Origin of the sequence: Kitasatospora sp. MAP5-34, from assembly GCF_029894335.1 — a bacterium.
Lineage (GTDB): Bacteria > Actinomycetota > Actinomycetes > Streptomycetales > Streptomycetaceae > Kitasatospora.
Genome location: NZ_JARXZC010000015.1, coordinates 60,226 through 87,114 on the forward strand (window position 1 = coordinate 60,226; position 26,889 = coordinate 87,114).

General features: G+C 71.5%; 20 protein-coding genes. 7 read left to right on the forward strand and 13 right to left on the reverse strand.

Annotated elements, in window-relative coordinates; all coding sequences use genetic code 11:
- Positions 1–91: 91 nt before the first annotated feature.
- The 3 genes from P3T29_RS15050 to P3T29_RS15060 form a co-directional block, all read right to left on the reverse strand.
- Complete coding sequence (locus P3T29_RS15050) at positions 92–493, reverse strand: transglycosylase family protein (protein WP_280716935.1); 402 nt, start codon at positions 491–493, stop codon at positions 92–94.
- A 547-nt stretch (positions 494–1,040) separates the two neighbouring features.
- Positions 1,041–1,592: a YceI family protein gene (locus P3T29_RS15055; protein ID WP_280716936.1), complete on the reverse strand. Its 552-nt coding sequence runs from the start codon at positions 1,590–1,592 to the stop codon at positions 1,041–1,043.
- A gap of 191 nt (positions 1,593–1,783) precedes the next feature.
- A complete protein-coding gene (locus P3T29_RS15060; RefSeq protein WP_280716937.1) occupies positions 1,784–2,485 on the reverse strand; it encodes an ABC transporter ATP-binding protein in 702 nt (233 codons plus the stop codon).
- Between the two features lie 343 nt (positions 2,486–2,828).
- On the opposite strand from P3T29_RS15060, the gene P3T29_RS15065 reads away from it, so the two are divergent.
- The gene (locus P3T29_RS15065) at positions 2,829–2,963 is read left to right on the forward strand and encodes a hypothetical protein (RefSeq protein WP_280716938.1); all 135 of its coding nucleotides are present in this window, start codon (positions 2,829–2,831) and stop codon (positions 2,961–2,963) included.
- Positions 2,960–5,755 carry a hypothetical protein gene (locus tag P3T29_RS15070; RefSeq protein WP_280716939.1) on the forward strand — a complete coding sequence of 932 codons (2,796 nt, stop codon included), beginning with the start codon at positions 2,960–2,962 and terminating at the stop codon, positions 5,753–5,755. The genes P3T29_RS15065 and P3T29_RS15070 overlap by 4 nt, the downstream gene beginning before the upstream one ends.
- Before the next feature lie 191 nt (positions 5,756–5,946).
- On the opposite strand, the gene P3T29_RS15075 is transcribed toward P3T29_RS15070, so the two are convergent.
- Complete coding sequence (locus P3T29_RS15075; RefSeq protein WP_280716940.1) at positions 5,947–6,648, reverse strand: ABC transporter ATP-binding protein; 702 nt, start codon at positions 6,646–6,648, stop codon at positions 5,947–5,949.
- A gap of 258 nt (positions 6,649–6,906) precedes the next feature.
- Here P3T29_RS15075 and P3T29_RS15080 point away from each other — a divergent pair, with 258 nt between their 5' ends.
- The 3 genes from P3T29_RS15080 (at position 6,907) to P3T29_RS15090 (ending at position 14,026) form a co-directional block, all read left to right on the forward strand.
- Positions 6,907–10,185, forward strand: a complete 3,279-nt coding sequence (locus P3T29_RS15080; RefSeq protein WP_280716941.1) for an FtsX-like permease family protein — start codon at positions 6,907–6,909, stop codon at positions 10,183–10,185.
- Positions 10,182–12,983 carry a hypothetical protein gene (locus tag P3T29_RS15085; protein ID WP_280716942.1) on the forward strand — a complete coding sequence of 934 codons (2,802 nt, stop codon included), beginning with the start codon at positions 10,182–10,184 and terminating at the stop codon, positions 12,981–12,983. The genes P3T29_RS15080 and P3T29_RS15085 overlap by 4 nt, the downstream gene beginning before the upstream one ends.
- A gap of 119 nt (positions 12,984–13,102) precedes the next feature.
- Positions 13,103–14,026, forward strand: coding sequence for an ABC transporter ATP-binding protein (locus tag P3T29_RS15090; protein ID WP_280717005.1), 924 nt, complete (start codon positions 13,103–13,105; stop codon positions 14,024–14,026).
- A 77-nt stretch (positions 14,027–14,103) separates the two neighbouring features.
- Here the strand turns inward: P3T29_RS15090 and P3T29_RS15095 are convergent, their stop codons facing one another.
- The 8 genes from P3T29_RS15095 to P3T29_RS15130 form a co-directional block, all read right to left on the reverse strand.
- Complete coding sequence (locus P3T29_RS15095) at positions 14,104–15,531, reverse strand: saccharopine dehydrogenase C-terminal domain-containing protein (protein ID WP_280716943.1); 1,428 nt, start codon at positions 15,529–15,531, stop codon at positions 14,104–14,106.
- A 62-nt stretch (positions 15,532–15,593) separates the two neighbouring features.
- Entirely contained in the window at positions 15,594–16,448 is an 855-nt protein-coding gene (locus P3T29_RS15100; protein WP_280716944.1) for a hypothetical protein, read from the reverse strand.
- Between the two features lie 93 nt (positions 16,449–16,541).
- Positions 16,542–17,588 (reverse strand): agmatine deiminase family protein, encoded by a 1,047-nt coding sequence (locus P3T29_RS15105; protein WP_280716945.1) that lies wholly within the window; start codon positions 17,586–17,588, stop codon positions 16,542–16,544.
- Positions 17,585–18,493, reverse strand: coding sequence for an aminoacyl--tRNA ligase-related protein (locus P3T29_RS15110; RefSeq protein WP_280716946.1), 909 nt, complete (start codon positions 18,491–18,493; stop codon positions 17,585–17,587). The genes P3T29_RS15105 and P3T29_RS15110 overlap by 4 nt, the downstream gene beginning before the upstream one ends.
- Positions 18,486–18,746: a phosphopantetheine-binding protein gene (locus tag P3T29_RS15115; protein ID WP_280716947.1), complete on the reverse strand. Its 261-nt coding sequence runs from the start codon at positions 18,744–18,746 to the stop codon at positions 18,486–18,488. Before P3T29_RS15115 ends, P3T29_RS15110 begins: the two co-directional genes overlap by 8 nt.
- Before the next feature lies 1 nt (position 18,747).
- Positions 18,748–19,608 (reverse strand): diiron oxygenase, encoded by an 861-nt coding sequence (locus tag P3T29_RS15120; RefSeq protein ID WP_280716948.1) that lies wholly within the window; start codon positions 19,606–19,608, stop codon positions 18,748–18,750.
- A gap of 50 nt (positions 19,609–19,658) precedes the next feature.
- Entirely contained in the window at positions 19,659–21,005 is a 1,347-nt protein-coding gene (locus P3T29_RS15125) for a condensation domain-containing protein (protein WP_280716949.1), read from the reverse strand.
- Positions 21,002–22,084: a beta-eliminating lyase-related protein gene (locus P3T29_RS15130; RefSeq protein WP_280716950.1), complete on the reverse strand. Its 1,083-nt coding sequence runs from the start codon at positions 22,082–22,084 to the stop codon at positions 21,002–21,004. The genes P3T29_RS15125 and P3T29_RS15130 overlap by 4 nt, the downstream gene beginning before the upstream one ends.
- Before the next feature lie 320 nt (positions 22,085–22,404).
- On the opposite strand from P3T29_RS15130, the gene P3T29_RS15135 reads away from it, so the two are divergent.
- Entirely contained in the window at positions 22,405–23,607 is a 1,203-nt protein-coding gene (locus P3T29_RS15135; RefSeq protein WP_280716951.1) for an MFS transporter, read from the forward strand.
- A gap of 140 nt (positions 23,608–23,747) precedes the next feature.
- Entirely contained in the window at positions 23,748–24,647 is a 900-nt protein-coding gene (locus tag P3T29_RS15140; RefSeq protein WP_280716952.1) for an arginase family protein, read from the forward strand.
- A 137-nt stretch (positions 24,648–24,784) separates the two neighbouring features.
- Here P3T29_RS15140 and P3T29_RS15145 read toward each other — a convergent pair whose 3' ends face one another.
- Positions 24,785–26,830 (reverse strand): phospholipase C, phosphocholine-specific, encoded by a 2,046-nt coding sequence (locus P3T29_RS15145; protein ID WP_280716953.1) that lies wholly within the window; start codon positions 26,828–26,830, stop codon positions 24,785–24,787.
- Positions 26,831–26,889: the final 59 nt, after the last annotated feature.

Below are 26,889 nucleotides of genomic sequence, written 5' to 3' on the forward strand. Positions count from 1 at the left end.
CGCCGCGCTGGTTCGACAGCGCGGCTCGGGGCCGGGGGTGGCGCTTGTTCTGGGGCAGGCCGTGGGCCTCAGTGCCTGTGAGCCTCGCCGGTTATCGGGTGAGGCCGGCCTTGACGGAGCAGACCGGCCAGGCGCCGGGGCCCTGGGCGGCGAGGACCTTCTCGCCGACCGCGATCTGCTGGGCCTTGGTGGCCTGGTTGGCCTGCGCGGCGTACTGGGTACCGCCGAAGGCGGCCCAGGTGCTGGGGGTGAACTGCAGGCCGCCGTAGAAACCGTTGCCGGAGTTGACGGCCCAGTTGCCCGTGCTCTCGCACTGGGCGACCTTGTCCCAGGTGGTGACGGGGGCGGCGGAGGAGGCAGTGGCCGTGACGAGACCCGCGACCGGCAGGACGACGAGGGCGCCGCCGAGGATGGCCGTACGCAGGCGGTTGCGCTTGCGGGTGGCGCTGCTGGTGGTGGCGGTGGCGGAGGTGGTCTCGTGACGGAAGGTCATGCGGGTCCTCTCGGATGTGCCGGGTGGGCAGCCGGAACCAGGCCCGTGGGGGCCTTGTTCATGTGGGGTGGGCGGCGGGCTCGTTCGCTCTGTCGTAGCCGTTCGGTGCTCGCTGCTCTGGTTTCGAAGTTACGGGCGGCTCTCGGCGGCTTCAAGGGTTTGCGGGGAAGTCGCAGGTCAGGGCAGCGTTACCGGTGGTAAATCGGGGTTTCGGGCACCGAGAACACCGCGATCCGGGCCGCTCCGGGCACCCGGATGTGGCGCCGGTCACCGCGGGCGGGGCGTGGCGTCGGCCACATTGTCGACACAGGGTGAGCGGGCCCGGACCCGGAGGTCACGTCGGTACGGGCCGCCGGGGGCGCGCGGATGGCCCAGGTCACATCCGCACGGGCGGGCGGGGCGGCCCGAGGAGCAACGGGGCTCGACAAGGGCCGAAGGCGGCCGCAGACAGCGTCGGGCGCGCCGGTCTCCGGCCACGGCCGGAGCAGCGATCGGGGTGAGCGGCTACGGCCGTGGCGGAGAAGAGGGGGAACGGTGGGCGGCGGGCTCAGTCCTGCTTGATCGCCGACACGTCGAATTCGAGCACGACCTTGTCGCCGACCAGCACCCCGCCGCCCTCCAGGGCCGCATTCCAGGTGATGCCGAAGTCCTTGCGGCTGATGGCCACACTGCCCTCGAGGCCGACCCGCAGGTTGCCGTACGGGTCGCGGGCATTGCCCGTGTACTCGACGTCGATGGTCACCGAGCGGGTGGTCTCCTTGATCGTCAAGTCCCCGTGTACCCGGAACTCGCCTTCGCCCCGCTGCTCCACGCCGGTCGAGACGAAGGTGATCAGTGGGTAGTTCGGGGCGTCGAGGAAGTCGTTGGTCCGCAGGTGGCCGTCCCGCTGCTCGTTGCCGGTGTCGATACTGTCCGCCTTGATCGACACGGTGGCCGACGACCGCGCCGGGTCCGCGCCGTCGAGCTGCGCGGTGCCCTCGAACTCCTTGAACGCACCACGGACCTTGGTCACCATCGCGTGGCGGGCCACAAAGCCGATCCGGGTGTGCGCGGGGTCCAGGACGTAAGAGCCGGTCAGCTGGGTGAGTGGCGTCGTCATGATCGTTCTCCTCGACGTGGCGGGCGTGGTCACTGTGGACCTGGTCGCTGTGGACGTGGTCACTGCGGGCGTGGTCACTGCGGGCGTGGTCGCCGCCACGTCACGCTAGACACCGGAACCCCCGTACGGCCGCAGCCGCGCTCTCCGGCTCACCCGTACGGACGACCGGTGGACGGCCCCGATTCGCCCGCCTACTCGGCGATCCGGCCGTCGCGCAGCTCGATCACCCGGTCGGCCAGCTCCATCAGGCTCGGGTCGTGGGTGGCGACCAGAGCGGTGACGCCCTCGCTGCGGACCACCGCGCGCAGCAGTTCCATGACCGAGCGGCCGGTCTCCGAGTCGAGCTGGCCGGTCGGCTCGTCGGCGATGATCAGGCTCGGCTCGTTGGCCAACGCCCGTGCGATGGCGACTCGTTGCTGCTGACCACCGGAGAGTTCGCCCGGCCGCTGCTCGGCGTGGTCGGCCAGGCCGACCAGGGCGAGCAGGGTGCGGGCCCGCTCCTCGCGCTGCTTGGCGGGCACCTTGCGCAACCGCATCGGGACGCCGACGTTCTCGGCGGCGGTCAACACCGGTATCAGGCCGAAGGACTGGAACACGAAGCCGATCCGGTCCCGGCGCAGGGCGAGCCGGCCGTCCTCGCCGAGCCCGGCCAGGTCGGTGCCGTCGACCTCGATCCGGCCGCTGGTGGGCGCGTCCAGTCCGCCCACCAGGTTCAGCAGTGTGGTCTTGCCCGAGCCGGACCGGCCCTTGAGCGCGGTGAGTTCACCGCGCCCGGCCGAGAAGGAGACCCCGCGCAGCGCGTGCACGGCCTGCGGCCCCTGGCCGAAGCTCCGCCGGAGATCCTCGATCACCACCATGGAAGCTGGTGCGGTGGTGGCCTGTTGCTGCGTCATGCTGGTCTCCCCGATCGGCGGGACTGGACTTGGCGGACTGGACTGGACTGGCCGAACTTCGCGGGACTGGACTTGGGTTGCCGACTCCGGGCTTCGGCTGACTGACTCAGCCGACTTGGCACGGATCGTCAAATTTGCTCACTACTTACATGATTCGCACAAGCCCCTTCCGCCCACTGATCGAATCTGACAACATCACCCCGTATCCGGCGACTGATCAGCCGGACCCCGGGGGAGGAATCAGGATGCTCGGCTTCGTCATCCGACGTCTGCGCGGATGACTCCCGCTCGCGTCCGCCATCCTGCTCACGGCGCTGATCACGACAGCCGTGCTCACCGCACTGTGGTCGGCCTGCCACTGGGCCAGGCCGTCGCGCTGGCGGCCGCGACCGCCGCCGTACCCCTGCTGTCGGCCTTCATCAGCGGACGCCGCTCTCGAAACGTGGCCGCGCGGCTGCGGCACGTGGAGGAGATATGACCACCCCGGCCGAACAGAGCGTGGAGCAGCGAGGCGGAGCCCCGCTCCATCCGGCGCCCTGGGTACGGACCCGGCTGCGCGCCGCGCCGCTGGCCGCGCTGCTCACCGCAGCCCTGGCGTTCGGCACCGTCTTCCTGGCCGCCGCACTGCCCCGCGCCCTCGACCGGGGGGCCGACCAGGCGCTGCGCCAGTACCTGAGCCGCAGCGGCCCGGCGTCGACCAGCCTGCTGGCCACCTCGCGCCCGCAGCCCGGCCAGGAGAGCACAGCGCGCCTGCCCGGCGTGCTGACCAAGCTCCGCACCGGGATCGACGGCCCGTGGCGGCTCGCCCCGAGCGGCCCGGTCTACGGCTCACGGGGTCTGCGGCCCCGCACGCTGACCACCCCCGGACTCCACACCCTCGACGTCGAGAACAAGCTCGGTCTGTTGTACCTCGCCGACCTCGCGGCGCACGCCAAGCTGGTGGCCGGGCAGTGGCCGACCGGCGTCGCCCCCGACAGGAGCGCCGACACCGGCGGCGACCCGCCGATCCCGATCGCGCTGGCCAAGAGCGCCGCCGACACCATCGGCGTGCGGCTGGGCTCGGTACTGGACGGCACCGCGAGCAACCCGAACTACGTCATACCCGGCCAGATGCGGGTCCAGGTGGTCGGGCTGTACACGGCCGACGATCCGGCGGACGCGTTCTGGGCCGGTCTCTCCTGCCCCACCAAAGCCTGCCTGGAAGCCGATGGCAGACCACCGGAGTACTACTGGCGGGTGACCGGCATGACCGGGCCCGGGGACCTCAGCAGGGCCGGGTCCTGGGGCCAGGGCATGGAGGACTTCTGGCGGCTGCCGGTGGACACCGGCCGACTCCGCAGCGACCAGCTGTCCACGACCCGGGCGAAGATCGCCTCGTTCACGAGCGGCCCCACTGCCGCCCGGCTCGCCGTGGCCACCAGCCGGCCTGATCTGACTATCAGCTCCGACCTGGCCACCCTCTTCGACCAGGCACTGGCCAGGCAGGCCGCCGCCGCTCCGCTCGGCGCCATCGGCCCGGCCGGGGTGGCCGGGGTCGCCGCCGTGGTCCTGTGTCTGGCCGCCGCACTCGCGGGCGACCGCCGCGCGGAGGAGCTGCGCCTGCTGCTGGCACGCGGCGGGTCGCGGACCGGCATCCTGCGCCGGCTGATCGGCGAAAGCGCGGTGTGCGTGCTGCCGGGCGCCGCGCTCGGCACCCTACTCGCCCTACTACTCCTGCCGACCCCGCGTTGGTCGGCCGCCGTACTCGCCGCCCTGGCCACCGGGCTGCTCGCGCTGCTCGCCTTCCCCGTCCGCGCCGCCGTCCTGCTGGCCCCGCCGCGCGTGGCCGGCGCAAAGCGCCGCCTAGTCGCCGAACTCGCGCTGCTCGCCGTTACCGTGGCAGCGGTGGCCGAGGTCCGCAGACGCGGAGTCGCCCCGGCCGGCGACGGACTGGACCCGCTGCTGGTGGCCGCCCCGCTGCTGCTCGCCCTGACCGGGGCACTGCTGCTGGCCCGGCTGCAACCGCTCCTGGTCGGCGCGCTGGCCCGCGCGGCCGGACGGGGACCTGGACTGATCGGCTTCCTCGGCCTGGCCCGCGCCGCCCGGGGCACCGGCCGGCAGCCCCGCCCGTCCGTACTGCCGATGCTCGCGATGATGCTCGCGGTCACCACCGCCGGATTCGGCAGCACCGTGCTGGACGCGGTGGACACGAGCCGGGCGCAGGCCGCCCGGGAGTCCGTCGGGGGCGACGCCGTGGTGATCGCCCCGTCGGGGAGTTCGCTCCCCGACGGCTTCGCCAAGGCGGCCGCCGCCCTGCCCGGCGTCCGGTCCTCGACCGGTATCTGGTCGTATGGCTCCCAGCCCCTGTACAGCTCCCACACGACCATGACGGTGACCCTGATCGTCGCGGACCCGGTACCGTACGCGGCGCTGGCCCGCACGCTCGGACACGGCCGGTTCGACCCGGCGCTGCTGGCCGGCACCGGCGGACCGGACGCCCCGATCCCCTCGCTGGTCAGCCCGGACGTCGCCAACGGGATCAGCTCCGGGAGTTACACCATCTCGCTCCCCGACGGCGAGCTGCGCGCCACCGTCACCCACGTCGTCGACGCCACGCCCGCACTGCCCGGATACGGCACGGCCACCGTCGTGGTTCCGAGCGGACCGGCGACCGCCCAACTGCCGTCGCTGGGCCACCCCAACTGGTGGCTGGCCCTCGGCCCGGTCGACGACGCGCAGCTGCGGGCCCTGGTCCGCACCAGCACGACACACGCCGGGGCCGGCGGCGCCTCGACCGCCGACAACTACCTGGTACGCACCAGCGCGGCGGCGGCCAAGGCGCTCAGCGACGATCCGCTGCAACGCTCGCCCGAGCGGATCTTCTGGGCCACCGTGGCCGGTGCGGCAGGCTTCGCGCTGCTGGCCGTCCTGCTGACGCTGGTCCGCGCCGCACCCGAACGCGCCGCGCTGCTGGCCAGGCTGCGCACCATGGGCCTGCGGTCCCGGCAAGGGCTGGCCCTGATCCTGGCCGAAACCCTGCCACAGGCCCTGGCGGCGGTGGCGGGCGGCGCCCTGGTCGCGGTGGCGGCCGTCGCACTGCTCGGCCCGGCCATCGACCTGTCCACGCTGGTCGGCGCGCCGGTACCGACCGGGCTGCGGCCCGCCGCGCTGCCCGTACTGATCCAGGCGGCGATCCTCGCAGCGCTGGTTTCGGCGGGCGTGCTGGGCGAGGCGGCAGTCTCCGGCAAGCGACAGATCACCACCGAGTTGAGAGCAGGAGACAGCCGTTGAACAGCACTCCCCAGGGCCCCGAAGTCCACGGCTCGTCCTGGTCGGTCGCGGGACGTCACGTGGAAGCGGGGGGACCGCGGGCGTGGTCGGCCGCCACGCCACGCTAGACACCGAACCCCCCGTACGGCCGCAGCCGCGCTCTCCGGCTCACCCGTCCGGACGACCGCCCGACGACCGCCCGGCCCGCCCGCCTACTCGGCGATCCGACCGTCGCGCAGCTCGATCACCCGGTCGGCCAGCTCCATCAGGCTCGGGTCGTGGGTGGCGACCAGAGCGGTGACGCCCTCGCTGCGGACCACCGCGCGCAGCAGTTCCATGACCGAGCGGCCGGTCTCCGAGTCGAGCTGGCCGGTCGGCTCGTCGGCGATGATCAGGCTCGGCTCGTTGGCCAACGCCCGTGCGATGGCGACTCGTTGCTGCTGACCACCGGAGAGTTCGCCCGGCCGCTGCTCGGCGTGGTCGGCCAGGCCGACCAGGGCGAGCAGGGTGCGGGCCCGCTCCTCGCGCTGCTTGGCGGGCACCTTGCGCAACCGCATCGGGACGCCGACGTTCTCGGCGGCGGTCAACACCGGTATCAGGCCGAAGGACTGGAACACGAAGCCGATCCGGTCCCGGCGCAGCGCGAGCCGGCCGTCCTCGCCGAGCCCGGCCAGGTCAGTGCCGTCGACCTCGATCCGGCCGCCGGTGGGCGCGTCCAGACCGCCCACCAGGTTCAGCAGCGTGGTCTTGCCCGAGCCGGACCGGCCCTTGAGCGCGGTGAGTTCACCGCGCCCGGCCGAGAAGGAGACCCCGCGCAGCGCGTGCACGGCCTGCGGCCCCTGGCCGAAGCTCCGCCGGAGGTCCTCGATCACCACCATGGAAGCTGGTGCGGTGGTGGCCTGTTGCTGCGTCATGCTGGTCTCCCCGATCGGCGGGACTGGACTTGGCGGACTGGACTGGACTGGACTGGACTGGACTGGCCGAACTTCGCGGGACTGGACTTGGGTTGCCGACTCCGGGCTTCGGCTGACTGACTCAGCCGACTTGGCACGGATCGTCAAATTTGCTCACTACTTACATGATTCGCACAAGCCCCTTCCGTCCACTGATCAAATCTGACAACATCACCGGAACCCGGCGACTGGTCAGCCGGCCCCCGGGGGAGGAACAGGATGCTCGGCTTCGTCGTCCGACGACTGCGCGGACGGCTGCCGCTCGCGTCCGCCATCCTGCTCACGGTACTGATCACGACAGCGGTGCTCACCGCGCTGGTGGCGTTCAACGGCAGCGTGGGCGAGGCGGGGCTGCGCCGGGCACTGCAGGGGCCGGACCACGCCAGGACGGCCGTGCTGGTCACCGGCACCCACGACACCGGCGGGCGCGCCAAGGACGACGCCGCCGTACGGACCTTCGCCGGGCAGCTGTTCGGCTCGCTGCCGAGCACCGTCCAGAGCGTCTCGGTCAGCCGCTCGTACGGCCTGCCCGGCCCGCAGCCCCCCGGCAAGGACCCGGATCTCACCCTGCTCGCCGCCTTCGACCACAGTGACGTCAAACTGAGCTCCGGCCACTGGCCGCAGCCGGCCACCGGCCCGGGCTCGCCGGTCGAGACGGCCGTGCCGCAGTCCGAGCTGGCGCGGCTCGGACTCACGCCCGGGGCGCTGCCCGCCCAGGTGCAGCTGGCAGACCGCTTCGGCGGCGGGCCGCTGACCGTCAGGATCACCGGCGTGTACCGGGCGTCGGACCGGTCCGCGCCGTACTGGCGGCTCGACCCGCTCGGCGGCCGGGAGATCCAGGTGGAGGGCTTCACCAGCTACGGGCCGATGCTGGTCGACGACTCCGTATTCACCTCGGGCGGGCTGATCCAGAACGGCCGGAACTGGCTGCTCACCGCCGACTTCAGCGCCGTCCGGACCGCCGAGGCCGACGCGATGCGGGCCCGGGCCGTCCCGCTGATGACCTCCTTCAAGGTTTCCGCCGACCTCCAGGCGCGAAGCGAACTCCCGGTGCTGCTCGGCGAGTTGAGGTCGAGCATGCTGGTCACCCGGTCCACCCTGCTGATCGGCGCACTGCAATTCGCCGTGCTGGCCGCCGCCGCGCTGCTGCTGGTCGTCCAGCTGATGTCGGCCCGGCAGGAGAGCGAGAACAGCCTGCTCACCGCCCGTGGTGCCTCCCGATGGCAGCTCGGGGCGCTCGTAGCCACCGAGGCGGTACTGCTCGCGCTGCCCGCCGCCCTGCTCGCGCCACTGCTCACCCCGCCGCTGATCCGCCTGCTGGGCAGCTACGGACCGCTCTCCCAGGTCACCCTGAACACGTCGATCCCCTCGGTCCTGTGGCCGGTGGCGGCCGGCTGCGCGTTGGCCTGTGTCGCCCTCACCACCCTCCCGGCGCTGCTCCGCCGGGTCGGCGCCGCCGCCCTCGGCAAGGCCGGCCGGCGGCAGGCGATGGTGGCCGGCGCGGCCCGCTCCGGCGCGGACCTCGCGCTGCTCGGTCTCGCCGCACTGGCCTACCGGCAACTCGGCGGGCACACCGGCGGCGGGCTCTCCACCGACGCCGCCGGGCAGCTCGGCATCGACCCGGTGCTGGTCGCCACCCCGACGCTGGCGCTGTGCGCGGGCACCCTGCTCGTGCTGCGGATCCTCCCCTTCGTCGCCCGGCTCGGCAGTCGGCTGGCGGCCCGGGGCCAGGGCCTGTCGGCAGCCCTGGTCGGCTGGCAACTCGCCCGCCGGCCCGGTCGGGCCACCGGTCCCGTCCTGCTGCTCGTACTCGCCGTCTCCACCGGCGTGCTGGCGCTCGGTCAGCACACCGCCTGGTCCGCCTCGCAGCGCGACCAGGCCGACTTCGCCACCGCCGGGGGGTTGCGGATCTCCGGCTCCGAGGTGGCCGCGCTGGGGCAGGGCGGGATGTACGGGTCGCTGCCCGGCGGCGACCACCTGATACCCGTCGTCCGCAACCAGCAGGCACTGCCCGGCGGGCGGACCGGGGAGTTCGCCGCACTGGACGCGGCAGGCGCCGTCGCGCACCTGCCGATCCGGGCGGATCTGCTCGACGGGCGGAGCACCCGGGAGGTGTTCGGCCCGCTGGCGGGGCCGGTGCCGAGCGGCACCGGGGTCGGCTTCCCGCTCCCCGGCCGGCCGACCCGGATCGACCTGGACGTGAGCGTCAGACTGACGAGCCACACTGCGGCCGCCTGGGAAGGCCCCCTGGAACCGCCGTCGAGCCGTCCGGACCTCCGGCTGCTGCTGCGCGACCGCTTCGGGGTCACCTACCGGGTTCCGCTGCCCGCCCTTCCCATCGACGGCGACGCGAAGGTCTCGGCCGACCTGGCCGCACTGACGAACGCGCCGCTCGGGTCCGTCGCCGCCCCGCTGAGCCTGGCGGGGATGGTCGTCGCGTTCACGGAGACCGGCGAGACGGTCACCGGCACGCTGACGGTGCACCGGATCGCGGTCTCCGACACCCCGGACGGCCCGGCCGCCGAGGTCGCTCCGCCCGACGGAGCGACCTGGTCGGTCTCCTCAGCGCAGACCAACGACGCGCAGGGGACCGCAGCCATGGTCGGCGGCCCGGCGGACCAGCAGCGCCTGCTCGAACTCGGCTACCAGGCAGGCCCCATCCCCGCCCAGGCGGTGCAGGTGACACTGACCCCGACCCAGACCACGGCGGTCCCCGCAGCACTGCCCGCCCTCGCCACCCGCGACTACCTGACGGCGGTCGGCGCCAAGGTCGGCGACGTCATCCACGTCCAGTTGAGCGGCAGCACGGTCCCGGTGCGGATCACCGCCGCCGTCGGCGCGCTGCCGGTGCTCGGCAGTACCGCGCTGGTCGTCGATCTCGCCACCACCGAACGGCTGTTGGCGGCGGACAGCCTGGACCCCGCCACCCCGACCGAATGGTGGCTGCCCGCCGCCTCCGCGCAGGACCGGATCCCCGCACAGGCCGCCGCCGTGCTGCGCTCCTCCCCCGGCGTGCAGACCGTGCAGCTGCGCGACGACGTGGCCACCGGGCTGCTCGACGACCCGCTGAGCGCCGCCCCGCAGAGCGCTCTGGCCGCACTGGCCGTGGTCGCGGCGGTGCTGGCCGCCATCGGCTTCGCCGCCGCCTCGGCCGCCTCGGCGGCCGAACGGGCGGGCGAGTTCGCCGTCCTGATCGCCCTGGGCGCACCACGGCGGCGGGTGGCACGGACGGCCGCCGCCGAACAGGCCCTGCTGGTCGCCCTCGGCACCGCCGTCGGGCTGGGGGTGGGTGCACTGATCGTCCAACTGGTCGTCCCGTTGGTGGTGTTGACCCCGGCGGCCCAGCGGCCGGTCCCCCCCGTCCTGGTCGGCCTGCCACTGGGCCAGGCCGTCGCGCTGGCGGCCGCGACCGCCGCCGTACCCCTGCTGTCGGCCTTCATCAGCGGACGCCGCTCTCGAAACGTGGCCGCGCGGCTGCGGCACGTGGAGGAGATATGACCACCCCGGCCGAACAGAGCGTGGAGCAGCGCGGCGGAGCGCCGCTGCGGCCGGCGCCCTGGGTACGGACCCGGCTGCGTGCCGCACCGCTGGCCGCGCTGCTCACCGCAGCCCTGGCGTTCGGCACCGTCTTCCTGGCCGCCGCACTGCCCCGCGCCCTCGACCGGGGGGCCGACCAGGCGCTGCGCCAGTACCTGAGCCGCAAAGGCCCGGCGTCGACCAGCCTGCTGGCCACCTCGCGCCCGCAGCCCGGCCAGGACACCGCAGCAGGCCTGGCCTATGTGCTGACCAAGCTCCGCACCGGGATCGACGGCCCGTGGCGGCTCGCCCCGAGCGGCCCGGTCTACGGCTCGCGGGGTCTGCGGCCCCGCACGCTGACCACCCCCGGACTCCACATCCTCGACGTCGAGGACCAGCTCGGTCTGTTGTACGTCGCCGACCTCGCGGCGCACGCCAAGCTGGTGGCCGGGCAGTGGCCGACCGGCGTCGCCCCCGACAGGAGCGCCGACACCGGCGGCGACCCGCCGATCCCGATCGCGCTGGCCAAGAGCGCCGCCGACACCATCGGCGTGCGGCTGGGCTCGGTACTGGACGGCACTGCGGGCAGCCCGGGCTTCCCCTTGGCCGGCCCGATGCGGGTCGAGGTGGTCGGGCTGTACACGGCCGACGATCCGGCGGACGTGTTCTGGACCGGTCTCGCCTGCCCCACCGAAGCCTGCCTGGAGCACAACGAGGATCATCCGCCGAGGTACTACTGGCAGGTGACCGGCGTGACCGGACCCGAGGTTCTTTCCAACGTCGGGTCCTGGGGCCAGGGCATGGAGGACTTCTGGCGGCTGCCGGTGGACACCGGCCGGCTCCACAGCGACCAGCTGTCCACGACCCGGGCGAAGATCGCCTCGTTCACGAGCGGCCCCACTGCCGCCCGGCTCGCCGTGGCCACCAGCCGGCCTGATCTGTCCATCAGCTCCGACCTGCCCGGCCTCTTCGACCAGGCACTGGCCAGGCAGGCCGCCGCCGCTCCGCTCGGCGCCATCGGCCCGGCCGGGGTGGCCGGGGTCGCCGCCGTGGTCCTGTGCCTGGCCGCCGCACTCGCGGGCGACCGCCGCGCGGAGGAACTGCGCCTGCTGCTGGCACGCGGCGGGTCGCGGACCGGCATCCTGCGCCGGCTGATCGGCGAAAGCGCGGTGTGCGTGCTGCCGGGCGTCGCACTCGGCACCCTACTCGCCCTACTACTCCTGCCGACCCCGCGTTGGTCGGCCGCCGTACTCGCCGCCCTGGCCACCGGGCTGCTCGCGCTGCTCGCCTTCCCCGTCCGCGCCGCCGTCCTGCTGAGCGCGCCGCGCGTGGCCGGCGCAAAGCGCCGACTGGTGGCCGAACTCGCGCTGCTCGCCGTTACCGTGGCAGCGGTGGCCGAGGTCCGCCGACGCGGGGTCGCCCCGGCCGGCGACGGACTGGACCCGCTGCTGGTGGCCGCCCCGCTGCTGCTCGCCCTGGCCGGGGCACTGCTGCTGGCCCGGCTGCAACCGCTCCTGGTCGGCGTGCTGGCCCGCGCGGCCGGACGGGGACCTGGACTGATCGGCTTCCTCGGCCTGGCCCGCGCCGCCCGGGGCACCGGCCGACAGCCCCGCCCGTCCGTACTGCCGATGCTCGCGATGATGCTCGCGGTCACCACCGCCGGATTCGGCAGCACCGTGCTGGACGCGGTGGACACGAGCCGGGCGCAGGCCGCCCGGGAGTCCGTCGGGGGCGACGCCGTGGTGATCGCCCCGTCGGGGAGTTCGCTCCCCGACGGCTTCGCCAAGGCGGCCGCCGCCCTGCCCGGCGTCCGGTCCTCGACCACTATCTGGACAGACAGCGGCGTGAACCTGATCGGCTCCAACAACACGAACATGCAGGTGACCCTGATCGTCGCGGACCCGGTAGCGTACGCGGCGGTGGCCCGCGCGCTCGGACGCGGCCAGTTCGACCCGGCGCTGCTGGCCGGCACCGGCGGACCGGACGCCCCGATCCCCTCCCTGGTCAGCCCCGACCTCGCCGGCGGGCTCACCTCCGGGACGTACACCCTCTCGCTGCCCTACGGCGAGCTGCGCGCCACCGTCACCCACGTCGTCGACAGTTCGCCCGCACTCCCCGGATCCGGCACGGCCACCGTCGTGGTTCCGAGCGGACCGGCGACCGCCCAACTGCCGTCGCTGGGCCACCCCAACTGGTGGCTGGCCCTCGGCCCGGTCGACGACGCGCAGCTGCGGGCCCTGGTCCGCACCAGCACGACACACGCCGGGGCCGGCGGCGCCTCGACCGCCGACAACTACCTGGCACACACCAGCGCGGCGGCGGCCAAGGCGCTCAGCGACGACCCGCTGCAACGCTCGCCCGAGCGGATCTTCTGGGCCACCGTGGCCGGTGCGGCAGGCTTCGCGCTGCTGGCCGTCCTGCTGACGCTGGTCCGCGCCGCACCCGAACGCGCCGCGCTGCTGGCCAGGCTGCGCACCATGGGCCTGCGGTCCCGGCAAGGGCTGGCCCTGATCCTGGCCGAGACCCTGCCACAGGCCCTGGCGGCGGTGGCGGGCGGCGGACTGGTGGCGGTGGCGGCCGTCGCACTGCTCGGCCCGGCCATCGACCTGTCCACGCTGGTCGGCGCGCCGGTACCGACCGGGCTGCGGCCCGCCGCGCTGCCCGTACTGATCCAGGCGTCGGTCCTCGCGGCGCTGGTGTCGGCGGGCGTGCTGGGCGAGGCGGCGGTCTCCGGCAAGCGACAGATCACCACCGAGTTGAGAGCAGGAGACAGCAGTTGAACAGCGCTCCCCAGGGCCCGGAAACGGACCGGACGCCGCCCGTCGAGGCGGCTGACAACACCGAGAACGTCAAGGCGGCGGCCGCCCCGGCCACCCTCGCCGAACTACAGGACCGGGCGCTGGCCGCTGCCTCGCCCCGGGCCTACGGCGCCGACGCGGCGATCGTCTGCGACCGGCTGGTACGGATCTTCAGCGCGGACCGGGTCGAGGTGCAGGCCCTCCAGGGCCTCGACCTGCTGGTCGACAAGGGCGACCTGATCGCGCTCGTCGGTGCCTCCGGCAGTGGCAAGTCGACGCTGCTCAACATCCTGGCGGGCCTTGACGTCCCGTCGGCCGGCCAGGCCCGGGTGGCCGGCTGCGACCTGCTGGGCATGACCGCGAAGGAACGGCTGCGCTACCGCCGGGAGGTGGTCGGCTTCATCTGGCAGCAGACCGCCCGGAACCTGCTGCCGTTTCTGACGGCCAGTCAGAACATAGCGCTGCCCATGCAGTTGCGTGACGAGAGGCGCTCGAGCGGCACGGCGAAGCGGCACGCGGCCCGGGTGGCCGAGCTGCTGGAGGCGCTGGACATCGGCGAACTCGCCCACCGCCGCCCGGCGCAGCTCTCCGGCGGCCAGCAGCAGCGGGTGGCCATCGCCGTGGCCATGGCCAACGACCCGGCGGTACTCCTGGCCGACGAGCCCACCGGCGAGCTGGACTCCGAGACCGGCGCCGGGGTCTTCGAAGCCTTCCGCACGGTCAACCGCGAACTGGGCGCCACCGTCGTCATCGTCACCCATGACCCGATGGTGGCCGGCGAGGTCCGCCGGACGGTGGCCATCCGCGACGGCCGCACCAGCAGCGAGGTGCTGCGCCGCACCGTCACCGACGAGCACGGCGAGGAGTCGGTCAGCGAGCGCGAGTACGTGATGCTCGACCGCACCGGCCGGGTCCAGCTGCCCGCCAACTTCCTGGAGGCGCTCGGCATGGAGCACCGGGTAGCCGTCGACCTCGGCACCGACCACATCGCCGTCAGCCCGGACGACCACCCGACGGCGGACTGAACAGGTTCGGGGACTGGCGCGGTGGCTGATGCTCCGCTTCCAGTCCCCGAACCTACTGCGTGGCAGTGGATCCAGGATCAGCGAACAAGCACGTTTCGGAACTGCCACGGGTCCGACTCGTCGACATCGTCGTGGAAGAGCTTCGATCGACCGGTGAGCGGCGTCCAGTTGGTGAAGTGACCCTCCACAGGACCCAGGTAGGGCCTCTGGATCTCAAGGCAGCGGCGGAAGTCCACCTCGTCGGCCTCCACGATCCCGGCGTCAGGGTTCTCGATGGCCCACACCATGGCAGCGAGGACTGCGGAAGTCACCTGCAGTCCGGTGGCGTTCTGATGAGGAGCCAGTTTGCGGGCTTCGTCATTCGACAGCCTGGATCCGTACCAGTACGCGTTGAGCTCATGCCCGTAGAGCAACACGCCGAGCTCGTCGACACCATCGGCGATTTCGTCGACATCAAGGATGTGGTGCCGCTCGGGCAAGGTGCCCGCGCTGCCCAGCAGTTCATGCCAGGACGCCAACGCCTCGTCGCACGGCTGGTATGCATAGTGACAGGTCGGGCGGTAGCGCACCGAATCCCCGTCGACGACCGAGAAGTAGTCGCTGATCGAAACCGCCTCGTTGTGCGTGACGCACAGGCCGTGCTGCGGTCCGGCGGTCGGGCACCAGGTACGCACGCGCGTTGCTGCGCCCGGCTGGTCGAGGAAGATCGTGGCGGCAAGCGGATCCTGGTGCCGTTGCGCCGACGGCGGAAGCCACTTCTCGTGGGTCCCCCAGCCGATCTCCGAAGGCTGAAGCCCCTCCGCGATGAATCCCTCGACCGACCAGGTGTTGACGAAGGTTCCGAGCGAGCGCGGTTGCCGTGGACGCTGCGTGTCGCGTTCGGCGATGTGGATGCCGCGCACGCCGACCCGCTCCATGAGCCGCGCCCACTCCTGCCTGTCGGACGGCACCGCGCCTCCCAGGCCGACCTTGTCGGCCACGTCGAGCAGCGCCTGCTTCACGAACCAGGACACCATGCCCGGGTTGGCTCCACACGCCGAGACCGCCGTCTTCCCACCGGGACGAGCACGTCGCTCGGCGAGCAGAGTCTCGCGCAAGGCGAGGTTTGTGCGGTCGGCCAGTGGCAGGTCGGGATTGTCGTAGAGGCCGGCCCACGGCTCGATCACCGTATCGACATAGAGCGCGCCCAGTTCGCGGGCGAGACGCAGGATGGCCACAGATGACGTATCGACGGACAGGTTGATACAGAAGGCGGTCCCGGACGTGCTGTCGAGGAGCGGAGTGAGAACCTCGCGGTGGTTCTGCGCGGTGAGCGCGCAGTCGATCCGCTTGACACCGTATTCCTTGAGGATGTGGTCACCGTCATCGTTCGGTGCGACGACAGTGACCTGGGCAGGCGTGATGTCCAGATGGCGCAGTACGAGCGGGAGCACCCCGCGCCCGATCGATCCAAACCCGATCATCACAACCGGGCCGCTCACCTGTGCGTACTTCGGATGGTTCATCAAAGGTTCCGTTTCTTAAGGCTTGCTGCCGAGTGCCGGACTCCACGCGGGACGAGCCGAATTCAGGAGTTGAGCTCCGGCACGGCCGGGGAGTATATGGCGGACATGTCGGGTTGGATTCCGAGCTCGAAGTGCAGCTCCCACTGCGCGATGATGCGCGGCACGTAGAGGCACGGCATCTCGCTGCGGAACGGGCGCTTCATGGTTTCGACGAACGCGGATTCGTCGTGCTGGGCGATGTAGTGCGTGGCGCCGTCCGTCAAGCAGATCGGCGTGAGCACCGCCGGGTCGGTGGCCCGGCCGTAGTTCTCGATCGTGCGCTCGGCCAGCTTCTGGAATTCTCGGAGGGCCGCATCATAGATCTCGTGCCGCTCGGCCTTGTCCAGCGAGTGGAAAGGGCGGTCGGATCGCGCGCCCCGCGCTCTGCGGTCTTCGGCGATCATCGCGAAGCCGTACGCGTCGGAGGTGATGTTCACGCAGACGAAGGGGGCGTACATGGAAGGGTCGTAGAGCGGGTCGCCCTTGTCGACGGCCTGCGGATAGAACGCCACCTGGTCGAAGTCTCCGAAGGCGGTCTCCGCGCCGGTGACCGGGCACCTCAGGTGGTAGGAGAGGTTGTAGGTCACGGCCTCGGCCATCTCGACACGACGGGCCCCGGCCTCCTCCGTACCCGCGAAGTACTTGTCATCGAGGTAGCGGACGAGTTCCGAGATCGGCAGCCCGGGCAGCGCGGCGTTGCCGGGCTCCAGCAGCACGAGGCAGGACAGCACCTCGCCGGTGGCAAGCGCTTCCCCGAACAGTGCTCTGAGTTCGATGAGCTCCGCCCGGCTGTTGACCGCGCCGATGGCGAACCGGTCCTTGGCGTATTCGACGCGGCCGATGAGGCAGCCGACATCGCGGTGCAGCCACGCCTGCACCCTGGCAAGCAGTTCGGCAGGTATCTCAGCGCCTAGCACTACCATCGAGCAGTCGCCCCTCTGGATTGTTGGTTCACCGACCGTGGTGATCGGCTATCGGGCGTGGTCGCGGGCCTTGGGCACCTGCTGGGTGATGCAGTGGATACCACCGTCGGCCAGCGCCAGGGCTCGGGCCTCGACGCCGACGACCTTGTGGTCGGGGAAGGCGAGTTCGGCGGCCGCGAGGGCCACGTCGTCAGTGGCTGTGCCGGCAAGGGGCATGACCACGCCGCCGTTGGCGACGTAGAAGTTCATGTAGTTCACCACGGTGTCCTGGCCGAACACGCGGATCCGCTCCTGCGGGGGCAGTTCGAGGATCTCCAGAAGCCGCCCTGCCGCGTCCGTGCTCGCCTCCAGAACGGCACGGTTGGCCAGGAGACGGGCGTGATCCGCACGCGAGGGGTCGCCCGCCGACTCGACGAGGACTCGTCCGGGGGCGATGAACTGGCAAACGTGGTCGACATGTCCGTCGGTGTCGCCCGCCAGGTGGCCGTAGGGAAGCCAGATGATCTTGACGGCTCCGAGCAGCGCGGCCAGTTCGGCCTCGAGGTCGGCGCGCCCGAGGCGAGGGTTCCGATTCGCGTTCAGGAGGCACTGCTCGGTGGCGATCAGGGTGCCCTCGCCGTCCACGCTGATCGCGCCGCCCTCGAGGACGGTCATGGTGGCGCGGCGGTCGACGCCGAGCGCAAGCAACAGACGCATCGCCAGGCGGTCGTCCTGGTCGTACGGATGGAACCGCTCCCCGAAGGAGTTGTAGCGGAAGTCCACGCCGACCGGACCGCCCGGGCCGTGGACGAAGATCGGGCCCGTCGCCCGGATCCAGGAGTCGTCCAGCGGAAGCTCGACCACCTCGACGGGCACCCCACACAGGTCGCGGACCCGGGCAGCGGCGCCAGGGCGTGCGACGACCGTGACCGGCTCGAAAGCGGCGATCGCCCGTACCACGGAGGCGTACTCGGCTTCGACGGCGTCGAAGTCGAAGGTGTCGCCCCACTGGGACGGACCGGTGGGCCAGGCGATCAGGCAGGCCTGGTGGGGTTCCCACTCGGCCGGCATGAGCAGTTGAGATGCGCCGGCTGCCGGGGCGCGCAGCGCGGTCATCGGGCCGCTCCCGGCGCGGTGGTCCCGGGTCCGGGCCCGCCGTCGGCGCCCGGGTAGCTGCGGATCGCCTTCTCCGCGGCGTCCCAGTCCTGGTCGAAGCGGTCGGCGAGGACGTGCAGCCACCGCTCGATGCCGAAGGCGGCGCACGCGGTGTGCGCGGGTTCGCCGCCGAGGTGGATGTCGGCTCGTTCGCCGAAGAAGTTGCGGTGGTAGTTGACCGAGGCGATGGCGATGCCGCTGTCGGAGACGAACTCCTCCTTCGTCGGGAAGAGGCGCTGCATCACGGCCTTGGCGCCGTCCGGGTCGAAGAAGGGGTCGGTCGCCACCTCGGTGGTGAGCGCGAGGCCGAGGTGGTCGGCGAAGTCCGCGATCAGTTCCTTGTGTTCGGCCAGGTGTGCCTTCACCGTGTCCGGGTCGCCGACGGCGACGATCTCCCGCATGGTGAAGCCGTGCAGCCGCCGCAGTCCCTGGTACTCGCGCTCGCGCCGGAAGCACTGGGCGACGGTGGTGAGCTTCACCGGCGCCTCCAGGCGTGCGCCGCCGAGGGCTAGGTAGGCGTTGTAGCAGGCCGCTGACGGCAGGACGTACTCCGCGCCGTCGAGCTGAGTGCCGGTCAGGCGGCTGTCGGCGGGCACGCCCCGGGTGGGAAGGCCCGCGTCCGGGGCGGTGCTGACTGCGGCGGCGGCGAGGGCCAGGTGGGGGAAGTTCGCGAAGAAGTCGAAGCGGGCCAGGTCGCCCACTCGGATCAGCGGGGGCAGCTGAACCTCGTCGGCGCCCACGCGGGCCGCCCAGCCGGTGAAGACCGCTTCGAGAGCGGCGCGGACGCGCAGGGCGGCGGGGCCGAGGGTGACGAGGCCGTCGCGGACGCCGACGGGGGCGAAGGTCTGCAGGCGGGAGTCAGTCACGTGCGGTGATCCGTTCCGTGAGGGTGGCGCTGATGCCGTTCAGGGTGCGCAGCGTGTTCACGTCGGTGGTGGCAAGGTCCACGGGGGTGCCGGTGACCTCCTCGATGACCAGCAGGAATTCGACGAAGGCCATGGAGTCCAGGATGCGAGCGTCGATCAGGTCCCGCTCCCAGTCGATCGTGTCGACCTCGGCGTTGCACTGCCGCAGGAACTCCAGGACGGTGTCCATGGCGGTGTCGGTGCTGGCGGTCATCTCAGGCCTCCCACGGGGTGGAGAAGATGCCGGCACCGGTGAAGAACCGGTCGACTCGGGCCATCACCTTGGTGTGGAACTCGCGGCGGACGGGATGCGCCATGGCCTTGCGGCGGACCTCGAGAGGGTTGGGAAGTCCGGCGTCCTTGAAGGACTGGGGGTTGTACAGGCTGCGGACCGAGTGGGTCATGTAGTCCTTGATGTACTTCTCCATGTCGTCGCGGCGCTCGGGCGCAGCGGCGCAGGCACGTTCGTGGAGGCGCTTGACGAGCTGCTTGCCGAAGGCGACATGGCGGCTCTCGTCGTGGTGGTGGGCGGCGTGGATCTCGCGCAGGATGTCCGGGATGAGCGGCTCCTTGCCCATCCGGCTGTTGAAGTAGTCGAAGATCTCCTCGAAGATCAGGATGCGGGAGAAGACGACGACGTCGTCCCACTCGTCGCCGAATCCGTCCCGGCGCAGCGGAGAGGCCGCCTCCGGGTAGATACCGCCGGTGTAGCGGTAGCAGAACTCGGCGAAGAACCACATGTGTGCGTTCTCCTCGCCGATGAAGTGGTGCAGGTACTCGTTGTAGTCGGCGTACCCGGGGGTGTGGATCCGCTTGCTGACCTCGATCATCAACTCGCGGATGCCGTTCACGTGGAGGCTGAAGAAGTTGACGGTCTCGCTGCGGGCGAGGGCCTTGAGGGTCTTCTCGTCCTCGACCAGTCCGGTGCCGGCGACGGTGAGGTAGTCGGGGTGCATCCACCACTCGTCCTCGCTGACCTGCTCGGGCCACGAGAACTTGGTGTAGGGGTTGTAGTGCTCGTCGCGTGACTTCTCGGCGAGACGCGCGAGCATCGTGTCGAAGCCGGACTCGTCCATAGCTATGCGTTTCCTTGCTGTCGGGTCTGGTGCTTCGCCGGGCGGCCGGATCAGACGCCGTCGTCGGCGAGTTGGACAATGAGGAGTTCGAGGCCGCGCAGGAACTTCTCGGCCCCGGCCGCCGAGAGGTGGCGGGTGTCGAAGGTCAGCGAGATTTCGAGGGCGTCGCCGTCGTTGTCGACGACGACGTAGAAAGGCTCCTTCTCCGTGACCTGAGGCCAGGTCAGTTCCGAGTGGCGCAGCAGGTCGGCGAGGTGCGCCGCAGGGTCGACCGGGCCGGGGTCGAGGTCCATGCGCTTGTCGTTGAAGCAGTAGTCGCCCACGCGGAGCGGCTGGTCAGGGCCGTTTCCGAGCCGGGCCAGAAGTTCGTCGAAGCCCGCCATGTCGCATCCGGCGTTGTGGTGGGCGGTGACGGCGGAGGACCAGCAGCGGCGGATGACGTCCTCGGGGCGCGCGTCGGCGACGTCCACGCAGAAGTAGCCCTCCAGCACGAGGGTCGCGACCATCGTCCGGGTGGTGCGGGTGAAGCGCTGTGAGCTGGTGAGCTGGAAGTCGACGCGATCGCGGCCGGTCAACTCGCGCAGCAGGACGGCCAGCGTGCCGTGCAGGACGGCCGAGGTGGTGACGCCCAGCGCTGTGGCCAGCCGGCTCGCGCCGGCTTGTGCGGCGGGCGAGGTCAGCCGCGCCTGGAGGTGGAGCGGGCCGTCGCCCGGGCCGTCCGGATCATCGGGCAGTGGCAGCGGGGGCTGTTCACGGTAGAGGTTCTCCAGGTGGGCGAGGGTGCGCGCGTGCCTGATCCGGCCTGCGGGTGAGGCCTGCCAGGCCGCGAGGCCGGCCGGAGTCGCCTCGTCGTCGGGGTCGGGCCCGAGCGGCTCGCCGCGAAGGCGGCAGCGGATCTCGTCGAGGAGGCAGTGCAGGCCGTGCCAGTCCACAGCCAGGTGCGAGAAGACGTAGACGCCCGCGCGCACGTACCCGCCGAAGCTGAACAGGACCAGGCGTACCGGCAGTTCGGTGGCGAAGTCGAAGCGCCGTGCGGCGAAATCGGCGGACCAGGAGGCGGCCGCCTGCGGGAGCCGCGTCGCGGTGTCGAGCGCGACGAGCTGGTACTCCAGGCGGCCCTCACGCAGGACGTGCTGGTAGGGGCCGTCCGGGCCGGTGGCGATCACGGTGCGCAGCGACTCGTGCCGGGAGAGGAAGAAGGAGAGCGTCTCCTCGCACAGTTCCTGGGTGAGCTGCAGATCCTGGGGCACCTCGAACGAGCCGACGATGTTGTAGTCGTTGTCCTCTTCGCCGGCGTTCCGGAGCAGGGCCCAGATCCACTGCTGGCCCCAGGTCAGCGGCGCCTCGGTCTCGCGCCGTCCGCGAAACGGCACCTGGTGCACGGTAGGGCTGGTCACTGCTGTCCTCCCTCGTGGTCGGAGCCCTGGACACCCAGTTCCTCGGCTATGGCACGGACGAAGGTCTCGACGTCGTCGGGGGTGGTGTCGAAGGAGCACATCCATCGGACCTCTCCGGTCCGCTCGTCTCGGGTGTAGAAGTTGAAGCGCTTCTGCAGCCGGGTGGTCACCTCGCGGGGCAGGACGGCGAAAACGGCGTTCGCCTGGACCGGCCGGACGATCTCGACGCCGGGGAGACGGCGGACCCGTTCGGCCAGCAGCCCGGCCATGGCGTTGGCGTGGCGGGCGTTGCGGAGCCACAGGTCGGACCCGAGCAGCTCGATGAACTGCGCCGACACGAAGCGCATCTTGGAGGCGAGTTGGGCCGATGTCTTGCGGACGAAGGCGAGCCCGTCGACGGCGGCCGGGTCGAGGACGACCACCGCTTCACCGAAGAGCATCCCGTTCTTGGTACCGCCGAGGGTGACCACGTCGACGCCCGCATCAGTGGTCAGGGCCCGGAGCGGGACGTCGAGCGCTGCGGCGGCGTTCGCCAGTCGCGCGCCGTCGAGGTGGACGGTCATGCCGTTCGCGTGGGCGGCCGCGCTGACAGCGGCGGTCTCCTGCGGTGTGTACACCGTACCCGGTTCGGTCGCCTGGGTGATCGACACCACACTGGGCTGCGCCCTGTGCTCGTCTCCCAACGCCGAGGCGTGGGCGGCTATGTGTTCGGGCGTCAGTTTGCCGTCCCGGCTGTCCACGACGATCAGCTTGGTACGGGCTGCTGCCTCCGGCGCAACGCCTTCGTCGGTGTGCAGGTGGGAGGTGGCGGCGCACAGCACCGCTCCCCAGCGCGGGGTCATCGCCTGCAGGGCGACGATATTGGCGCCGGTGCCGGTCAGGACGGGGTGGGCCTCGGCCGTGGGGCCGAAGTGGGCGCGCACGACGTCCTGCAGACGTCCGGTGTAGACGTCCTCGCCGTAGGCCGTCTGATGGCCGCCGTTGGCGACGGCGATCGCGGCCAGTAACTCGGGGTGGACGCCGGCGTAGTTGTCGCTGGCGAAGGCGCGCAAGTGGGGGTCGTGCAGTTGGGAGAGCAAGCAGAGCTCCTTCACGTCAACTGTTGCAGTGCTGCCGCGTGGCCCTCGATGGGGTGCGCCGTCTCGGCGCGGGGGTGGGAAACGCTGTTCCCTGCTCGTGGGCAGGCGAACTACGGCGGTGACCGGACCGCCGACCCGGCGAAACTCTGGAGATCATACGCAGAACAGCGATGTTGGCCGCAAGCCTTGCGGGCAAGGTAGTTGATAAAGAAAAGATTCCCTGTGACGTGCAGGTGTGCGACAGTAGCCCCCCGTCCCGTACGACAGTCGCCCTTCGCTTTTGCCCCGTCCTGTGGGCTTTGACAGAGGAAGTTCGTTCCGTGCCCATATCACCGCCGGACGCCCTGCGTCGCGCTCACGTCGGGACCGTCCTGACCTTCGCTCTGATCGGTGTCGTGAACGGCATCCTGGCTTCCCGGCTGCCGGGGCTTGCCGCGAAACTCTCCCTCGGCACGGGCCAGGTGGGGTTGGTGATCCTCTCCTGGGGCACAGCCGCGCTGGCCACCTCCCAGGTGATGCGCTGGTTGGTGACCGCGTTGGGGAGCCGGACGCTGCTGCGCCTCGGTGCGCCGTTGGCGACGGTGGCGGCGTGTCTGATCGGGCTGAGCCCGTCGTTCCCGCTACTGCTGTGCGCGGCGGGCTTGTTCGGTGTCACCTCGGGTATCAGTGAGGCAATGGTCAATGCCCAGGGCAGCCTGGTCGAGCGGCTGTCCGGACGCTCCGTCATGAACGGTCTTCATGCCGGCTGGAGCGCGGGAGCCGTCACGGGTGGCGTGCTGGCCGCAGTCCTGGCGGCGTGTCAAGTGGCCTACACGCCCTCGGTCGTGGGCGTCGCGGGTGCGTGCCTCCCGGTCGTGCTGCTGGCCGGGAGGACGTACCTTCCGGGCGAGTCGGAGCAGGAGGAGTCGGGCGACCGCCGAGGGCTGCCTCGCGTGATCTATCTCATCGGCGTGATCGCGTTCGCCGGCCTGTTGCTGGAGGGGATGGTCGGCGACTGGAGCGGTCTGCTGCTGTCCAGGGACCTGCACGCGGCTCCGGCGATGGCAGCGGCGGCCTACCCCGTCTTCGAACTCGCCACCTTCACGGGCCGGCTCTTCGGCGACCGGCTGAGCGACCGCTTCGGCTGCCGTGGTCCTCTCACGGCCGCCGGGCTGGCAAGTGCGCTGGGAATTCTCGCGGTTGTCCTCGCGCCGTCCGCGATGGCCGCCGTCGCGGCTTTCGGTCTGACCGGCCTCGCGGTCTGTGTCATCGTGCCGATGTCGATGTCGATGGCCGGGGGCCTTGCGCCCGGCCGTGCCGACGCAGCCATTGCACAGGTGTCCGCGATGGGTTACGCGGGGCTCCTGCTCGGCCCGGTCTTCGTCGGTTTCGTCGCCCAGGCCACCAGTCTGCGGAGCAGTCTGGCCTGCACGGCCGTGGCCGCGCTGCTGGTCACCGCAGGTTCACGGGGGCTGCCCGCCAAGGTCCCGTCGACCAAGTCCGGGCAGCCCGACCGGTCAACAGCCGATGCGACCGCTCCGTAGCCGATCCGCCCTCTTCTCCGCCCCCAACTCCGGGCGCCGTGGCCGCCTTCGTTGATGCCCGTCACCGAGGCCACGGCGCCCGGCTCCTCCCCCGCATTGGTTCGTGACAAGCGTCGACGCTGCATGGCAGGCTGACTGCCATGCAGATCGAAGTAATAGGGGTGCCGTTCGACGGAGCCGGATTGACCTCGGGGTGCGCCGGGGCCACAGCGGCCCTGCGCCAGGCCGGGCTGGTCGAGCGGCTCGGCGAGCGCCACGAGGTCGCCGACGGTGGCGACATCAGCGTGGTCATGGCGCAGGGGAGTACCGAGCGCGATCCACGTTCCGGACTGGTCGCACAGGACGCCCTGGTGCGGATGGTCGGCGACGTACGGCAGGCCACCCGGCGGATCCTGACGGCCGGCCGGTTCCCGGTTGTCACGGGTGGGGACTGCACCATGCTGCTCGGGATGCTGGCTGCGGTGCGGGACGTGCACGGCTCGGCCGGGTTGGTGCTTGCCGACGGACACGAGGACGCCTGGCCACCGCTGGAGTCGTTGACAGGTGAGGGCGCGGACTGTGAAATCAGCATCGCTCTGGGGTTGGTAGCGGCGGAGGATCTCCCGCCCGAGCTGGCTGGGATCGTACCGCTCCTGGAGCCCACGGCGACCGCGATCCTCGGCGCTCGCGACCTCGAGGAACTGAGCGAGAACGGCGTCGCGTCGCTGCGCGGCAGGGTGTGGTTCGCGTCCGACGCCGAACTGACCGGGCAGATCGCGGTCCGCGCCGCAGAGGCGGCGGCCGCAGTCGGGGCGGCGAGCCCGGCCTGGTGGTTGCACATCGATCTGGACGTGCTGGCGACCGATCAGATCGACGGCATCGACTGCCCACAGCCAGGCGGCCTGACCTGGGCCGAACTGACTGAACTGAGCGCTGTCGCGGCCGGCTCGCCGGGCTGCGTGGGCATTTCGGTGGCGGACTACAACCCGGACCTCGATCCCGGGCACAAGGATGCCGCGCACATCGTCGACTACCTGGCTGAGGTATTGGCCGCCTGCTGACCGGGCCGGGGCCCGCCCACTGAACCCCGGCCCTTCTCACTGCTCGCGTCCTAACGTCCGGACGTCCCGACCTCTGGACCTCCGGCCGGCCGGTCTCGCGCACGCAGTTCGTCGAGCTGAGCCGCGCGCCGCTCGGCTCAGCTCGTGGCGGTCGCCGGGTCGCTCAGGCCGGGCCGGCCGGTCTCGAGGTGGCCGGCCAGGCGGCGGAGGAAGCCGTTGTCCTGGTCGCAGGAGACCGACAGGTCGTACCAGCCGTGGCTGCCGCGCGGGTGCGCGGCGTGGACGGCCTGCGCACCGGGCCGGAGCTGGTAGTGGGCCGGGCGGTCGTTGCCGTAGGCGTCCTGGACGGTGAGCCTGACCGGCCTGCTGCCCGGGTTGCTGAGGACCAGCCGGAGCGAGCCGCCGCCACCGTCCTGACGAGCCGTCACCTCCGGACCCGGGGCCTGCCCCTTGAACTGCCGCAGGAAGCCGTTCGGCCCGTGCACGGAGAAGTCGTACGCCCCCGCGCTCCAGCTGTCGGACAGCTGCCGCCCGGCCCCGACGGTGTAGGTCCACGGCCCGGCCTGGTCGGTCGCGGACGTCACGTGGAAGTTCGCGCCGGCCCCGCCGTGGTTGGCGAAGTCGAGCCGCAGCCGGCCGTCCGCACCGGCCCGGCCGTCGACCGCCAGGTCGTACGGCAGCGGCCGGGTCGGGCGCAGCCCGGACTCCTGCCGGGGCATCGCCGGGTCGGCCGGGGGCTTCGGGACGTAGTCGGCGTGGCGCAGGCGGTCCGGCGGCAGGTAGCCGCTGGTGTCCGGCAGTTCGGGGACGCAGGAGTCGCTCCGGCCGAAGTCGAAGGCCGCCGTCAGGTCGCCGGACACCGTCCGCCGCCAGGGCGAGATGTTGGGCTCGTGCACGCCGAAGCGCCGCTCGATGAACTGGATGATCGAGGTGTGGTCCAGGGTCTGCGAGCAGACGTAACCGCCCTTGCTCCAGGGCGACACGACGAGCATCGGCACCCGCTGCCCGAGGCCGTACGGACCGGCGACGTTCCCGCCCGTACTCTTCGGCTGGTAGATCTCCTGGGTGGTGTCGGCGGTCGACTGCCCCTGGGCCTTCGAGGACGGCGGGAAGGGCGGCACGACGTGGTCGAAGAAGCCGTCGTTCTCGTCGTAGGTGATGAAGAGCGCGGTCTTCGCCCACACCTCGGGGTCGGCCGTCAGTGCGTCCAGGACCTGCGCGATGTACCAGGCGCCGTAGTTGGCGGGCCAGTTGGGGTGCTCGGTGAACGCCTCGGGCGCCACGATCCAGGAGACCTGCGGCAGCTTGCCCGCCGTCACGTCGGCCTTGAGGAGGTCGAAGTAGCCCTGCCCGGCCTTGGCGTCGGTGCCGGTGCGGGCCTTGTCGTAGAGCGGGTCGCCCGGCTTGGCGTTGCGGTAGTTGTCGAAGTACAGCAGCGAGTTGTCGCCGTAGTTGCCCCGGTAGGCGTCCTGGATCCAGCCCCAGCCGCCGCCTGCGTCGAGGCCGTCGCCGACGTCCTGGTAGATCTTCCAGCTGACGCCGGCCTGCTCCAGCCGCTCGGGGTAGGTCGTCCAGGAGTACCCGGCCTCGGCGTTGGTGATGACCGGGCCGCCGCCGGTGCCGTCGTTGCCGACGTACCCGGTCCACATGTAGTAGCGGTTCGGGTCGGTCGGGCCGAGCAGCGAGCAGTGGTACGCGTCGCAGATGGTGAAGGTGTCGGCCAGCGCGTAGTGGAAGGGGATGTCCTCGCGGGTGAGGTAGGCCATCGTGGTGGCGGTCTTGGCGGGCACCCACTTGTCGTACTTGCCCTGGTTCCAGGCGTGGTGGGTGCCGTTCCAGTCGTGGTTCAGGTCCTCCAGGAACTGCATGCCGAGGTTGTCCGCCTCCGGCCGGAAGGGCAGCACGTCCTTCGTACCGTCGGACTGGTACCAGACCGGCTTCCCGTTCGGCAGGGCGACCGGCCGGGGGTCGCCGAAGCCGCGCACACCGCGCAGCGTGCCGAAGTAGTGGTCGAAGGAACGGTTCTCCTGCATCAGGACGACGATGTGCTCCACGTCCTGCAGGCTGCCGGTCCGACGGTTCGCCGGGATCTCCGCCGCGCGGGCGATGCTGGTCGAGAGCATCGAGATCGCGGCGGTGCCGCCGGCCAGCTGTATGAATCGTCGACGGTTCAGGTCGGTCATGAGAGTGGGTTTCTCCTGGTCATCCGGGTCGGGACGGACGGCTGCCGGGACAGTCTCGT